The following is a 14,437-nucleotide window of genomic DNA, read 5'->3' as shown; positions in this document are numbered from 1 at the left end:
GGTGCGGTCGTGGGGACCGGGCGCATGGTTCTTCACGTCGAAGAGGTTGGCAGACTGGACGGCGTGACCACGGAACCCGCTGACAGCCCCTTCCGCTCCGAGCCCGGCGTACGCGACGCCGCGCCCCAGTTCGTGTTGCCACTGGTCGTGCGGATGGAGCGGGACGCCCCGCCCGCCCGGACCGACGCGCTGGAGACCGCCGCACGTGCCGTGCTCGTCATGCTGACTGATGCCCGGTCGCTGGACGACGGGGAGTGGGCCCAGGCCGTACGGGACTGGCAGGACGCGCGGATCCGGAAGGTGGTGCGACGGGCCCGGGGCGCCGAATGGCGGCGGGCCGGAGCCCTGCCCGGGATCACCGTGACGGGGAAGTCGGCCGAAGTGAGGGTGTTTCCGCCCGTGCCGCTCGACGGGTGGCCCAAGGACCTGGCGCGGCTCCAGGTGTCCGGAACCGATCTCGACGATCCCGAGCCGCCGCTCGACGCGGACCCGGGCACACCCGTGCTGTGGCTGAACCCGGAGGTCGGCATGTCCGCCGGCAAAGCCATGGCACAGGCCGGTCACGGCGCCCAGCTCGCCTGGTGGGAACTGCCGGACGAGGAGCGCGCGGCCTGGCGCGACGCCGGCTTCCCGCTGGCCGTCCGGACCGCGGAGCCCGCGCGGTGGCGGCGACTGACCACGTCCGGGCTGCCGTTGGTGCGCGACGCCGGGTACACCGAGATCCCGGCCGGCAGCTGCACGGTGGTCGCCGACCATCCGGCGTTGCGCTGAACCGTTGCACGGCTCGCGGGACCGGCTGAACATCCGGCGCCCCACTCGCGTAGAGACAGATGGAGACACCGGGGACCCAACCTCAAATGTTGCTCTGAAGGCGCACGCGGCAGGGTTCGGGCCCCGCGAGCGGGGCCATACCCCCCTCACGCCAAAGAACAGCGGTCCGTCGAAGGAGACGACACAGCGGATCCAGGTGCGTCAGGACGGACGTGAAGGAGGGGGCCATGCAGCGACTGGGAACCGGAATCGGGTGGCGGCCGGAGATCGCGGACGCCGTGGAGCACATGCCGGGCGTCGACTGGGTCGAGGCCGTCGCCGAGAACGTCTGCCCCGGGCACCTTCCCCCCTCGCTGGAGCGGCTGCGTGCGCGAGGGGTGACCGTCGTCCCGCACGGCGTCTCCCTCGGCCTCGGTGGCGCCGACCGGCCCGACCCGGCGCGTCTTTCGGCGCTCGCCGAGCGGGCGGAGGTGCTGGGCTCGCCGCTGGTCACCGAGCACATCGCGTTCGTCCGGGCGGGCGGCCCGCTGACGGCGTCCCCCGCCTTGGAGGCCGGGCACCTGCTGCCGGTGCCGCGTACCCGGGACGCCCTCGACGTGCTCTGCGAGAACGTCCGCATCGCGCAGGACGCCCTGCCCGTGCCACTCGCCGTGGAGAACATCGCCGCACTGATCTCCTGGCCGGGCGAGGAGATGACGGAGGGGCAGTTCCTGTACGAGCTGGCCGACCGGACCGGCGTACGGCTCCTGATCGACGTGGCGAACCTGCACACCAACCACGTCAACCGGGGCGAAGACCCGGCCAAGGCGCTCGCCGAACTCCCGCTGGAGGCCATCGCCTACGTCCATGTCGCGGGCGGCTTCGCACGGGACGGCGTCTGGCACGACAGCCACGCCCACCCGGTCCCCCGGCCGGTCCTCGACATCCTCACCGACCTCGCGTCCCGGATCTCCCCGCCGGGTGTCCTGCTGGAGCGCGACGAGAACTTCCCGGAACCGGCCGAACTGGAGCGGGAGCTGGCGGCGATCCGGGGGGCGCTGGAGGAAGGGGCGCGGGCGAGGACCGCGGCGCCGGCCGCCGTCGCGGGGGCTGCCACGGACTCCGCGGGCCGCTCGTCCTGCGCGCCCGTGGCCGTCCCGGCGGCGCGTGCGTCGGCGGACTCCGCCGCCGAGGCCGCAGGATCCTCCGTCACCGTGTCTCCGGCGCCCGCATCCGGCCACGCCCGGCAGCGCCTCGCCCTCGCGCAGGCCGCGCTCCTGTCCGCCCTCGTCGCCGGTACCCCTGTGCCCGAAGGGTTCGACCGGGCGCGGCTCGGGGTGCAGGCGCGGGCGCTGGCCGGCAAGCGGGCGGACGTGGTGGCCAGGGTGGCGCCCGAGTTGCCGCGGATCCTGGGAGCGGGCTATCGGCCCTCCTTCCTGGCGTACGCCCAGCGGCATCCGATGACCGGGGGGTACCGGCGGGACGCGCTGGACTTCGCCGAGCAGTTGCTGCTCGCCGGCCGGCCCCAGGAGGCGCGGTCGCGGCGGGAGTTGCGGGAGTGGTGGCTGGAGCGGTCCGGCGCGGCGCCGCGTCCGCGTTCACGGATGGCCAGGGCCCGGCGGGTCCTGCTGCGCCGCTGACCGCACCCGGCGGAACGTCACGTACCGGCAACGCCCGGTCCCGGAATGTGAACAAGGCATGGAGTTTGCCGGTCGGCCGGCATAGAAACACGGCATGTTCTGGGTCCTCCTTCTCCTGCCGGCCTGGGCCGTGTCCGGTCTCGCGTGCACCCGGCTGTGCCTGGCCGCCGTACGCGCGGCGGAGGCCGGCGCCGTGACCGGCGGGCAGCACGGTCTGACGTTGTACGAGGCCGCGTTCCTGTCCGGCGGACCGGCGCGGGTCGCCGATCTGACGCTGGTGTCGATGGCACGCCAGCGGCGGCTGCTGCTCGCGCACACGGGCTGGGCGACCGTCGTGGACCCGCGCGGCCGGGACGACATCGAGCGGTCGGTGATAGGCGCCATCGGGCCGGAAGGGCAGTCCCCCATCGCCCCGGTACGGGCTGCGGCGGCCACCGCCGACGCGGTGCACGATCTCGCCGAACGGCTCGTCGGCGCCGGTCTCGCCGTGCCGGCCGGGGTGGGAACCACCGTGGGGGCCGGCGTGCGCCAGGTACGGATCGCCGCGGCCGTCGTGCTCGCGCTCGGCGTGGCCGCGCTGCTGATGCCCGCTCAGGACGCGGTGCCGCGCCATCTGGTCGCCCTCTGGTTCAGTCTGCCGCTGTTCCTCTGCCTGAGCTGCCTCGCCCTGGCCCGGATCGAGGCCCACCCGTACTCGCGCTGGGCCTCTCCGGCCGGACAGCGTCTGCTCGACGCCCTGGCCCGCCACTCGGGCGACGCGGGGGACGACCGCGCCTACCTCACCTCGGTCGCCGTACGCGGCGTGCGCGCGGTCGGCGAGCCGGACCTGCGGGCGGCCTTCGCGCATCGCGGGCACCACCGGCGTGCCTGACGCGGGCTCACCCCCCGCACCGGACGCACCGGCGCCGCAAGGCGTATGGGCGCAATGACGCCGACACCCGCCGTCTGCGCTTGCCTTTGGTCAAAATCGTACGAAGCATCCCTTCTGTCGCTGCCGCACACCGAAGGGATTCGCGATGAGAGCTGCCGCCCTCTACACGGCCGCCGGTTCCCTGCTCCTGGCCACCTTCGCCGCCGCCCCGGCGGGCAGCGCTCCGGCCCGCCCGGACGCGACGGCCGAACTGCGCGGCACCGCCCTGGCCGCCGCGCGCGCCGCGGCCGCCGGTGTCGACTTCGGCGAGTGCCCCGGTGCGGGGGACCTGCCGGCCGGCATGGAGTGCGGCACGGTCACCGTCCCGCTCGACTACGCGCGGCCCGGCGGCGAGCAGATCGGGCTCGCCGTCAGCCGGGTCCGGGCCACCCAGCGCGACCCGCACAACAGCAAGCGCAAGGTCCCCCGTCAGGGCGCCCTGGTCTACAATCCGGGCGGTCCGGGCACCTCCGGCCTGCCCTTCCCCCTGATCGGCCGGCTCCAGGAGTGGAAGCGTCTGGCCGCCGCGTACGACCTGGTCGGCTACTCCCCGCGCGGCGTCGGCCGCTCCGCGCCGCTGTCCTGCGAGGACCCCGCGCAGCACCTCAAGGGGCCCTCACCCGCACCGGCGCACCCCTCGGAGAGGGACAAGCAGGAGCACATCGTGCGGGCCAGGGCCTACGCGCGCGGGTGCGCCGAGCGGTCGGGGGACGCGCTGCGGCACTACCACTCCCTGAACAACGCGCGTGACCTGGACGTGCTGCGCGCCGCGCTGGACGAGGACAGGCTGACGTTCATGGGGTCCTCGTACGGCAGCTACTTCGGGGCGCTGTACGCGACGATGTTCCCCTCGCACGTACGGCGGATGGTGTTCGACTCGGCGGTGGACCCCGACCCGGCGCAGATCTGGTACCGCAACAACCTGGCCCAGTCGGCGGCGTTCGAGGACCGCTGGGCGGACATGAAGCAGTGGATCGCCGGGCACCACGGCGTGTACGGCCTGGGCGCCACACCCGCCGAGGTGCAGCGCAGCTACGACACCGCACGGGCGCGGCTCGCCGGGAGACCGGCCGGCGGGAAGGTCGGGCCGGGGCAGTTGCAGGGCGCGTTCCTGGAGGCCGGCTACTACGACAACCACTGGCCGTCGCGGGCCGAGGCGCTGTCCGCCTATCTGAAGGGCGATCCGGGGCCGCTGGTGAAGCTTGCCGCGCCGCAGGAGAAGACGGCGGCGCAGGCGGAGAACGCGCGTGCGGTCTACACGGCCGTCGAGTGCAACGACGCGCCGTGGCCGACGGAGTGGAAGGTCTGGGACCGGGACAACACCCGCCTCGCGCGCGTGGCGCCGTTCGAGACGTGGAGCAACGTGTGGCTGAACCTGCCGTGCGCCTACTGGCAGGCGCCGCGGCAGCGGCCGCTGGACGTGCGGACCGGGCCGGGCGAGCTGCCGCCGACGCTGATCCTGGCCGCCGAACGGGACGCCGCCGCCCCCTATGACGGCGCCCTCGAACTCCACCGCCGGCTGTCGGGCTCGGTCCTGGTCACCGAGCGGGACTCCGGCACCCACGGCATCGCGGGCGGCCCCAACGCGTGCGTCAACGCCCACGTGGACGCCTATCTGCTCGACGGCCGCCTCCCGGCGCGCCGCGCGTCCTGCGCCCCGCGCCCGGAGCCGGAGCCGGGCGTCCCCGCCGGACGGGGCGTCCCCGCCCGGCAGCGCCAGGCCGCGGCGAGCCTTCGCTGATCAGGCGAGGCCCGCGACCAGCTCCGCGATCTCCTTGCGGCGGCCGGTGAAGAACGGCACCTCCTCGCGGACGTGCATCCGGGCCTCCGAGGCGCGCAGGTGACGCATGAGGTCGACGATGCGGTACAGCTCGTCGGCCTCGAAGGCGAGGAGCCACTCGTAGTCGCCGAGGGAGAAGGAGGCGACCGTGTTGGCGCGCACGTCCGGGTAGCCGCGGGCCATCTTGCCGTGGTCGGCCAGCATCCTGCGGCGGTCCTCGTCCGGCAGCAGGTACCAGTCGTAGGAGCGCACGAAGGGATAGACGCTGACGTACGCGCGGGGCGTCTCGTCGGCGAGGAACGCCGGGATGTGGCTGCGGTTGAACTCGGCGGGGCGGTGCAGCGCCATGTTCGACCACACCGGCTCCATGGCGCGGCCCAGCCGGGTGCGGCGGAACAGGTTGTACGCCTCCTGCAGCTGGTCGCTGGTCTCGGCGTGCCACCAGATCATCAGGTCCGCGTCGGCCCGCAGCCCGGAGAGGTCGTAGGTGCCGCGGACGGTGACGTCCTTGGCGGCGAGCTGGCCGAACAGCTCCTGGACCTCTTCGGCGTAGCCCGCGCGGTCCTCGGGCAGCACGTCCTTCAGCTTGAACACCGACCACAGGGTGTAGCGGATGACCTCGTTGAGGTCCTTGGCCAGCTTGCCCTTGTTCGGGATCCGGTCGGGCGCGGTGGTGGAGGCGTCGTCACTCATGTCCCTCATTCTCCCGCTCCGCCGTGCAGGCTCTGCACCGGGTGGGCGGTGAGCTCCCGCACGGCCGTCAGGTCGCCGTGGATCTGGTCCACCGCGGCGTACGCACTCGCGACGCACGCCGGGATGCCCACCCCGTCGTACACCGCGCCGCACACGGCGAGGCCCGGCAGCTCGCCGACGTGCTCGCGGACCCGGGCCACGCGCGCGTGGTGGCCCACGGGGTACTGCGGCAGGCCGCCGTCCCAGCGGGTGACGCGGGTGGCGACCGGTGTGGCGTCGAGGCCGGTGGCCGCTTCGAGGTCGCACCGGGAGACGTCCACCAGCCCGGCGTCGTCGCGCCTGAGGATCTCCGTCTCGCCGTACCGCCCGACAGAGGTGCGCAGCACGACCAGGTCCGGGTCGTCGCCGGCGATCCAGCCCCACTTCTGGGAGGCGAACGTGGAGGCTTTGATCGTGCGCCCGTCGACCGGCGGGACCAGGAACCCGCTGCCCTCGGGCAGACGGGCCTCGGCGCGGCGGTAGGCGAGGGTCACCAGCGCCATCGACGCGTACTCGATCGCGGCCAGCTCGGTCGCGGCCGACGGGGCCTCGGCGCGCAGCAGCCCGGCGGCGGCGGACGCGGGCGCGGCGACGACCACGGCGTCGGCGTGCAGGACGCGGTCGCCGGCCACGACCCGCCAGCCCGTACGCCCCGCGCGGCGCAGCTCCGTCACCGGGGTCCCGGTCACGATCTCGCCGCCGCGCGCCCGCACCGACTCGGCCACGGCGAGCGGCAGGCTGCCGACGCCGCCCTCGATGCCCATGAACACCGGCCCGCTCTGCGGGGCTGCCGCCGCCCTGGCCTGGATCTCCCGGACCGCCTCGGTGAGCGAGTCGTGCGCCTGGGCGGCCTGGAACAGCTGGGGGACGGCCGAGCGCATCGAGATGCGGTAGGCGTCGCCCGCGTAGACGCCGCCCAGCAGCGGCTCCACGAGCCGGTCGACGACCTCGCGGCCGAGCCGCGCGGCGACGAACTCCCCCACCGCCACGTCGTCGCCGACCTCCGTGCGGGGCAGGCCGGCTTCGCGCTCGACGCGTGCCAGGCCCTCCTCGGACAGCACGCCCGCGAGCGCGGACGCGGTGCCGGGCACGCCCATGACGTGGCCCTTGGGCATGGGTCGCAGCGCACCTCGGGTCCACAGGGCCGCCGTCGCGGTGGACGGGGGCTGGAGCCGGTCCGCCAGGCCCACCTCGCGTGCGAGGGCGACCGCCTCGGGCCGCCGGGCCAGCATCGACTCGGCGCCCAGGTCCACGCGCACGCCCGCGATCTCGCCGGGCAGCAGCTTGCCGCCGATCCGGCCGGACGCCTCCAGCACGGTCACCCGCGCCCCGCGCTCCAGCAGCCGGTGGGCCGCGGCCAGCCCGGCGATCCCGGCTCCGACGACGACGGCGTGCCCGGCGCCGGTGGGTGCTGCGTTCATGACTCCACCTTCTCAGACGCCACCGGCAGCCACCCCGTGGCCCCGTGGCCCCGCCGAGTCCCGACCGTGACCGCATCGGAACCGCACAGGTCCAACGTCCCGGCCCGTCCCGGCGTCGAAGGAGCGTCAGTTGCCACGACCCTCGGGAGTTCATCCACATGCGCGCACCACGCACCGCACGCCGCTTCGCGGCTCGCCCTGTCCCGGCTCTGGCCGGGCTCCTGCTCGCCACCGCCCTCGTGCTGACCGGGTGCAGCGGTGAGGCGATCACCGCTTCGGACTCCAAGGGTGACGCGGGCGCCGCCCAGGACAAGGCGGCCGCCGGTCCCGGCGCGAAGGAGGGCGCCTACGACAGCGACGGCCGCCCGGGCGCGGACAGGCCTCCGGCCGCGCCGCAGCTCCCCTCGAACCGCATCATCCGCACCGCGTCCCTGACCGTGCAGGTCAAGGACGTACCGAAGGCCCTGGACGAGGCCCGTACGGCCACCGAGACCGCGGGCGGCTTCGTGGGCAGCGAGACCACCACCCGGGACGAGGACGGGGGCGAGCACACCCGCGTCGTGCTGCGGGTGCCCGTCGCGCGGTACGAGGACGTCCTGGCCGACCTGGAGGGCACGGGCAAGCTCCTCGAACGCACCGCGAAGGCGACGGACGTCACCGACCAGGTCGTCGACGTGGAGAGCCGCATCCAGACCCAGCGGGCCAGCGTCGCCCGGATCCGCGAGCTGATGGACCGGGCGACCCGGCTGAGCGACGTGGTGGAGCTGGAGGGCGAGCTGAGCGGCCGCCAGGCCGACCTGGAGGCGCTGCTCGCCCAGCAGGCGTCGCTGAAGGACCGCACGAGCCTGTCGACCATCACGCTGTCGCTGTTCGAGACGCCGGTGGCCACGACGCCGAAGGAGGACGGCACCCCCGGGTTCACCGACGCGCTGGCGGGCGGCTGGGACGCCTTCGTCACGATGCTGCGCTGGATCGCCGTCGCCCTGGGCGCGGTGCTGCCGTTCGCCGTGCCGACGGCACTGCTCGTCCTCGTCTGGCTGCGTGTCGTGCGGCCCCGCAGGGCGCGGCGCCCCGCGGCGGCGCCCGCGACGGGTCCCGGGCCGCTGCCGGCGGCACGGCGGGCGCCTGAGCCCGCGGCCGGTTCCGCCCCGGCGGAGGAGCGGGGCGGACGGGACTGAAATGCCCCGTGGCCGTAGCGTGTTCGCATGAGCATGAGCGGTGCGAGAGGTACCAGAGAGCGACTGGTCGTGATCGGCGGTGACGCCGCGGGTATGTCCGCGGCGTCCCAGGCCCGCCGCATGAAGGGCCCCGGCGAGCTGGAGATCGTGGCGTTCGAGCGCGGCCACTTCACCTCGTACTCCGCGTGCGGCATCCCCTACTGGGTGGGCGGCGAGGTCTCCGGCCGTGACGAGCTGATCGCCCGCACGCCCGAGGAGCACCGCTCCCGGGACATCGACCTGCGGCTGCGGACGGAGGTCGTGGAGATCGACGTCGCCGGGGCGCGGGTACGCGCGCGGGAGGTCGATTCCGGGGCCGAGTCCTGGACGCCGTACGACAAACTCGTGATCGCCACCGGCGCCCGGCCGATCCGCCCGGACATGCCCGGCGCCGACGCTCCCGGCGTGCACGGGGTGCAGACCCTGGACGACGGGCAGGAGCTCCTGGACACCCTCACGCGCGCGCCGGGCAGGCGTGCGGTGGTCGTCGGGGCGGGCTACATCGGCGTCGAGATGGCCGAGGCCCTGATCAACCGCGGCTACGAGGTGACGGTCGTCAACCGGGGCGCGGAGCCGATGGCCACGCTCGACGCGGACATGGGGCGGCTGGTGCACCGGGCCATGGAGGGCATGGGCATCACCATGGTCAACGACGCCGAGGTCACCAAGATCCTCACCGGTGACGACGGGCGGGTGCGGGCGGTGGCCACGGAGGACGCCGAGTACCCGGCGGACGTGGTCGTGCTCGGGATCGGCGTACGCCCCGAGACGACGCTCGCGAAGGCGGCCGGGTTGCCTCTCGGTGAGCACGGCGGGCTGCTGACCGATCTGGCGATGCGGGTACGCGGTCACGAGAACATCTGGGCCGGCGGGGACTGCGTGGAGGTCCTCGACCTGGTCGCCGGGCGGGAGCGGCATGTCGCCCTCGGCACGCATGCCAACAAGCACGGACAGGTCATCGGCATGAACGTCGGAGGCGGCTACGCGACCTTCCCCGGAGTGGTCGGCACCGCGGTCAGCAAGGTGTGCGATCTGGAGATCGCCCGCACCGGGCTGCGGGAGAAGGACGCGCGGCGGGCGGGACTGCAGTTCGAGGCGGTGACCATCGAGTCCACCAGCCGGGCCGGGTATTACCCCGGGGCCTCCCCGATGACCGTGAAGATGCTCGCCGAGCGCCGCACGGGGCGGCTGCTCGGCGTGCAGATCGTCGGCCGGGAGGGAGCGGGCAAGCGGGTGGACGTCGCGGCGGTGGCGCTCACCGCCGGGATGACGGTGGAGCAGATGACCGCGCTGGACCTGGGGTACGCGCCGCCGTTCTCACCGGTGTGGGATCCCGTGCTGGTCGCCGCGCGGAAGGCCGCGGGGAAGCTGCGCGGGGCGTCCTGACGGCGGGACGCCAGATGGCGCTACGCCGTCCCGTTGATGCGGTCTATCGCCTGCCGTGCCTGCTCCGCGGGCGGGCGGGAGGGCAGTGACGACACCGAGGCGGCCGGTGCGCCCGGCATGGCCGCGGGCTGCGCGCCCGCCGGTTTCGCGTGCGCGCCCGGGGAGACGGAGCGCAACCGGTTGCCCACCGCCTCGTCCAGCGTCACCGGTCGCTGCAACTGCGCCGCCATGCGGCCGGCCTCCTGGCCGAGCCGGGCGACGTCCTCCCAGGGGAGGTGGACCACCAGCGCGAGCTGCGCCTCGCCGTCGGGGGTGGCCTGCACCGAAGGAGTGACTCGCTCGTTCATCGCCTGTTCCTCACGTCGTCCCGCGACGCGCCTCGCCGGGCCGCGGCCGGTCGAGGAGACATACGCGCGCCGGGCCTGGCGCGTTCACCGGTTCGGCGGGCGCGTCGAGGGCAGTACTTCCTTGTGGTGATCCCCGTCCATGACGTCAACCCCGCGCGCCGCACGCCCTGGGTGACGTACGCGCTGATCGCGGCGAACGTCGTCGTGTTCCTGTTCACGCCCGGCCTCGCCGGATCGGTGGCGGGTGACAGCAGCCTGGCGCAACTGTGCCAACTGCAGGCGTTCCTGGACCGCTACGCGGCGGTGCCGCAGGAACTGATCCACCATCAGCTGCCCAGCCTGGTGCCGACCGGGGGCATCGCGGTCGGCCCCGAGGGCCCGGGCTGTGTGGTGGGCCCGCCGGGGTACGACAAGTCGCCCGAACTCAGCGTGCTGACGGCGATGTTCCTGCACGGCAGCTGGCTGCATCTGCTGGGCAACATGCTCTTCCTGCTGATCTTCGGCAACAACGTCGAGGACCGCATGGGGCATGTACGCTTCACGCTGTTCTACGCCGTCTGCGGCTACGCGGCCTCGTACGGCTTCGCGCTGCTCAACGCCGGGTCCGCCGAACCGCTGATCGGCGCCTCCGGGGCGATCGCCGGGGTGCTGGGTGCCTATCTGGTGCTGTACCCGAAGGCCAGGGTGTGGGTGCTCGTCCCGTTCCTGATCTTCCTGCCGTTGCGGCTGCCGGCCTGGCTGGTGCTGGGCCTGTGGTTCGTGCTCCAGGCCCTGTACTCCTCCGGGGAGGGCGTGTCCGACGCGGGCACCGTGGCGTACGCGGCCCACATCGTCGGATTCCTCGCCGGCATGCTCCTCGCCTGGCCGCTGAAGCCGGGCACGCCACCGCCGCCGGAGCCGCGCGGCCTGCTGTTCGGCAGGCGGGCGCGGCCCCGGCAGACGTGGTGAGCCGTCAGCGCGCGGTCTGCGTGTGGACGTACTCGACGAGGCGGGTGAGGGCGTCCGGGTCGGTGGACGGCATCACGCCGTGGCCGAGGTTGAAGATGTGGCCCTCCAGCCCCGCCGCGGTGTCCAGGACCTCGCGGGCCTTGCTCTCGACGGCCTCCTGGGTGGCGAACAGGACCGTCGGGTCGAGGTTGCCCTGCAGGGCCTTGCCGGGGCCGACGCGCCGGGCGGCCTCGTCGAGCGGGACGCGCCAGTCGACGCCGACGACGTCCGCGCCGGCCTCGCCCATCAGGCCGAGCAGCTCGCCGGTGCCGACACCGAAGTGGATGCGCGGGACGCCGTAGGCCTCGACCGCGCGGAACACCTTCGCCGAGGCGGGCAGGACGGAGCGCCGGTAGTCGGCGGGAGCGAGTGCGCCGGCCCAGGAGTCGAAGAGCTGGACGGCGGAGGCGCCCGCCTCGATCTGCACCGTGAGGAAGGCGGCGGTGATGTCCGCGAGGCGGTCGAGGAGGTCGGCCCACAGCTGCGGGTCGCCGTACATCATCGCCTTGGCGTTCTCGTACGTGCGGGACGGGCCGCCCTCGACGAGGTAGCTCGCGAGGGTGAACGGGGCGCCGGCGAAACCGATCAGCGGCGTCTCACCGAGCTCGGCGGTCAGCAGGCCGATCGCCTCCGTGACGTAGGAGACGTCCTCGGGGGTGAGGTCGCGCAGCTGTGCCAGGTCGGCGCGGGAGCGGATCGGGCGCTCGACGACCGGGCCGACGCCGGGCTTGATGTCGAGGTCGACACCGATGGCCTTGAGGGGGACGACGATGTCGCTGAAGTAGATCGCCGCGTCCACGTCGTGCCGGCGTACCGGCTGAAGCGTGATCTCGGTGACCAGCTCGGGCCGCATGCACGACTCCAGCATCGGGACGCCCTCGCGCACCTTGCGGTACTCGGGCAGCGAGCGCCCGGCCTGCCGCATGAACCACACCGGCGTGTGGGGCACGGGCTCGCGCCTGCACGCCTTGAGGAAGGCGGAGTCGTACGTCGCTGTCGGCTGCTGGCCCGTGGGGCTTCCGTTGGCACTCACGGGAAAAGTCTCGCACGGCGGCCGAACGGGCAGTGCCCGGCACCGGGTGCCGGGCCGGGGCGGCGCGCGCCGGGGCGTGCGCCTCGTCCGAGGTCCGCCGGGGGCAGGACCCGGTGTCCGGGTACCGCCGGGCGGGGTGTCTAGCCTGCGCCCGGCGTCCGTTCCCCTTAATCTGCACCGCATGGCTGCGGCTCAGGGACGACTGTCGGACGGCGCTGGCGGAATGGACGACCCGAAGGAGGGGGACCTGCATACGGGCGACACTGCTCCCGTGCCCTTCCGGGCCGCCGTCGAGGCGCTGCGCTCCGCACGGCTGCGGCCGCAGATCGAGGTCGAGCCCACCCGGGCGCCCCAGCGGCTGGCCCCGCACGCGTACGCGCTGGAGGCCGCCGTCGTCGACGGCGACCAGGACCTGGCCGACGGCCGGCTGGTGCTCCTGCACGACCCGGCGGGACACGACGCCTGGCGCGGCACCTTCCGGCTGGTGACGCTGGTGCGGGCGGAGCTCGAGGCGGAGATGGCCGCCGACCCGCTGCTGCCGGAGGTGTGCTGGAGCTGGCTGACCGGCGCGTTGCAGGCGCGCGGTCTGACGTACGGCGAACCGAGCGGCACGGTCACGCGCGCGAGTTCGCACTACTTCGGCGGGCTGTCCACGCGTCCCGCCGCGTCGCAGATCGAGATCCGGGCCTCCTGGACGCCCCGGGAGGGCCTCGGCGGCGTACCGGACACGGCGGCCCATCTCGCCTCCTGGTGCGACCTGCTGGCCCAGGTCGCGGGCCTGCCACCGGCGGGTCCGGGCGACGCGTCCGTGGTCACCCTGCCGCAGCGGCGCGACCCGCAGGCCCGCTGACCCACGGCGCACACCCGGCCGTGCCCCGGCGTCGGGGCGTGCTTTCGAGCATGCCTCCGGACGCGTTGCCGCCGCGTTTTCCCCTTCCCCCCGCACACCCTGCTCGCCGAAACCGGGCCGGGCAAACACACATGCGTCCATTCGGGTGGATCTCTTTGTCGATACGGCCACTTTCGGCCGGACAACGAATCGAACCGAAACCGTTCGATCTTCGGATGATCGCTCGCGTGTCCGAATTGCTCGGATTGTTACTCACCAGATCGTGATCATTCTCTAAAGGCGGACCGGTTTGGTGCCGAAGACGACTGTGACCTTGAAAGCACGGTTCGTCCCGGCTTCACCCCCCACGAGCCGCCCCGTCCCCGCACCCAGGAGGCCTGGTGTCCGTTCTCCTTGAGCAGCCCGCAAGCCTGGTCGCCTACCGCCCGAACAAGCCGACCGCGATGGTGGTCGTGGCCGATCCCCGCGTCCGCTCCACCGTCACCCGCCATCTGTGGGCGCTCGGTGTGCGCGATGTCATCGAGGCCTCCTCCATCGCCGAGGCTCGTCCCCGCATCGGCAACCCCCGCGACATCTGCGTCGCCGACGTCCACCTGCCGGACGGCTCCGGTCTGACGCTGCTGTCGGAAACCCGCGCCGCGGGCTGGCCCAACGGGCTCGCCCTGTCGGCCGCCGACGACATCGGCGCCGTGCGCAACGCCCTCGCGGGCGGCGTGAAGGGCTACGTCGTCACCGGCACCCGTACCAACGTCGGGCTCCCCACCCGGCCGGGTGCCGCCCCCATCGGCGCGGCCGCCGCCCGTCTGCACCGCCGCCCCCCGGGTGCCCCGAGTCACCCGGGTGGCTACCGCGAGCTCTCCGGCCGCGAGGTCGAGGTGCTGCGCCTGGTCGCCGAAGGCCAGTCGAACAAGGCGATCGGCGTCTCGATGGGCCTGTCCGCGCTGACCGTCAAGAGCCACCTCGCCCGTATCGCCCGCAAGCTCGGCACGGGTGACCGCGCCGGAATGGTGGCCGTGGCCCTGCGCACCGGCATCATCCACTGACCACCGCCCCATCCGGAGCCGCCCTTCCCCGCTTCCCCCGCTTCCCCCCACTCCCCCACTTCCCCCGCTTCGCCGCTCCCGCCGTCCCTCCCCCGGGCCACCCTTTCGCCGGATCACCCCGGCATTCCCTGACGTGAACGGGATCGAGCCGCCGATACCCGCCCGCGTCCCCCTCGGTCGTGACCGGGAACCCCATGGACCTGACTGGTTTGCGACCCTCCGGGGCGCGGCCCCCCCCCCCGGGGGGGGGGGGGCGCGGGGGCGCCCCCCCCCCCCGTATACAGGGAGCGCGGCCCCAGCAACCCGCCCGCCCCATAGAAAGGCACACACCCCGGGGGGCC

13 protein-coding genes are annotated in these 14,437 nt (G+C 73.9%); 9 read left to right on the top strand and 4 right to left on the bottom strand.

Annotation, left to right across the window (positions count from 1 at the left end; genetic code table 11):
- The first annotated feature begins 24 nt into the window (after positions 1–24).
- From ACIHCM_RS11145 to ACIHCM_RS11130, 4 genes are all read left to right on the top strand, one after another.
- The gene (locus ACIHCM_RS11145) at positions 25–771 is read left to right on the top strand and encodes a peptidyl-tRNA hydrolase (protein WP_399892589.1); all 747 of its coding nucleotides are present in this window, start codon (positions 25–27) and stop codon (positions 769–771) included.
- A 227-nt stretch (positions 772–998) separates the two neighbouring features.
- A complete protein-coding gene (locus ACIHCM_RS11140; RefSeq protein WP_399892586.1) occupies positions 999–2,390 on the top strand; it encodes a DUF692 domain-containing protein in 1,392 nt (463 codons plus the stop codon).
- A gap of 94 nt (positions 2,391–2,484) precedes the next feature.
- Positions 2,485–3,261, top strand: coding sequence for a TIGR04222 domain-containing membrane protein (locus ACIHCM_RS11135; RefSeq protein WP_399892583.1), 777 nt, complete (start codon positions 2,485–2,487; stop codon positions 3,259–3,261).
- A gap of 145 nt (positions 3,262–3,406) precedes the next feature.
- Positions 3,407–5,041 (top strand): alpha/beta hydrolase, encoded by a 1,635-nt coding sequence (locus ACIHCM_RS11130; protein ID WP_399892580.1) that lies wholly within the window; start codon positions 3,407–3,409, stop codon positions 5,039–5,041.
- On the opposite strand, the gene hemQ is transcribed toward ACIHCM_RS11130, so the two are convergent.
- On the bottom strand, positions 5,042–5,773 hold the full coding sequence (gene hemQ, locus ACIHCM_RS11125) for a hydrogen peroxide-dependent heme synthase (protein ID WP_399892577.1): 732 nt from the start codon (positions 5,771–5,773) through the stop codon (positions 5,042–5,044). It abuts the gene before it with no gap.
- Positions 5,774–5,778: 5 nt separating this feature from the next.
- Positions 5,779–7,233 (bottom strand): protoporphyrinogen oxidase, encoded by a 1,455-nt coding sequence (gene hemG / locus ACIHCM_RS11120; protein WP_399892574.1) that lies wholly within the window; start codon positions 7,231–7,233, stop codon positions 5,779–5,781.
- 158 nt (positions 7,234–7,391) lie between these two features.
- Here hemG and ACIHCM_RS11115 point away from each other — a divergent pair, with 158 nt between their 5' ends.
- The gene (locus tag ACIHCM_RS11115; protein WP_399892571.1) at positions 7,392–8,411 is read left to right on the top strand and encodes a DUF4349 domain-containing protein; all 1,020 of its coding nucleotides are present in this window, start codon (positions 7,392–7,394) and stop codon (positions 8,409–8,411) included.
- A gap of 27 nt (positions 8,412–8,438) precedes the next feature.
- Complete coding sequence (locus ACIHCM_RS11110; protein WP_399892568.1) at positions 8,439–9,836, top strand: FAD-dependent oxidoreductase; 1,398 nt, start codon at positions 8,439–8,441, stop codon at positions 9,834–9,836.
- Between the two features lie 20 nt (positions 9,837–9,856).
- Here ACIHCM_RS11110 and ACIHCM_RS11105 read toward each other — a convergent pair whose 3' ends face one another.
- The gene (locus ACIHCM_RS11105; RefSeq protein ID WP_399892565.1) at positions 9,857–10,183 is read right to left on the bottom strand and encodes a hypothetical protein; all 327 of its coding nucleotides are present in this window, start codon (positions 10,181–10,183) and stop codon (positions 9,857–9,859) included.
- A gap of 123 nt (positions 10,184–10,306) precedes the next feature.
- On the opposite strand from ACIHCM_RS11105, the gene ACIHCM_RS11100 reads away from it, so the two are divergent.
- Positions 10,307–11,131, top strand: a complete 825-nt coding sequence (locus tag ACIHCM_RS11100) for a rhomboid family intramembrane serine protease (protein WP_399892563.1) — start codon at positions 10,307–10,309, stop codon at positions 11,129–11,131.
- A gap of 4 nt (positions 11,132–11,135) precedes the next feature.
- On the opposite strand, the gene hemE is transcribed toward ACIHCM_RS11100, so the two are convergent.
- The gene (gene hemE / locus ACIHCM_RS11095; RefSeq protein WP_399892560.1) at positions 11,136–12,203 is read right to left on the bottom strand and encodes a uroporphyrinogen decarboxylase; all 1,068 of its coding nucleotides are present in this window, start codon (positions 12,201–12,203) and stop codon (positions 11,136–11,138) included.
- 181 nt (positions 12,204–12,384) lie between these two features.
- Here hemE and ACIHCM_RS11090 point away from each other — a divergent pair, with 181 nt between their 5' ends.
- Complete coding sequence (locus tag ACIHCM_RS11090; protein ID WP_399892557.1) at positions 12,385–13,053, top strand: DUF3000 domain-containing protein; 669 nt, start codon at positions 12,385–12,387, stop codon at positions 13,051–13,053.
- Positions 13,054–13,433: 380 nt separating this feature from the next.
- Positions 13,434–14,096: a response regulator transcription factor gene (locus ACIHCM_RS11085; protein ID WP_003993737.1), complete on the top strand. Its 663-nt coding sequence runs from the start codon at positions 13,434–13,436 to the stop codon at positions 14,094–14,096.
- Positions 14,097–14,437: the final 341 nt, after the last annotated feature.

It is taken from the genome of Streptomyces sp. NPDC052023 (assembly GCF_044548465.1).
Taxonomy (GTDB): Bacteria; Actinomycetota; Actinomycetes; order Streptomycetales; family Streptomycetaceae; genus Streptomyces.
The sequence above is the reverse complement of the archived record's forward strand: the minus strand, read 5'-3'. Positions and strand labels throughout refer to the sequence as shown.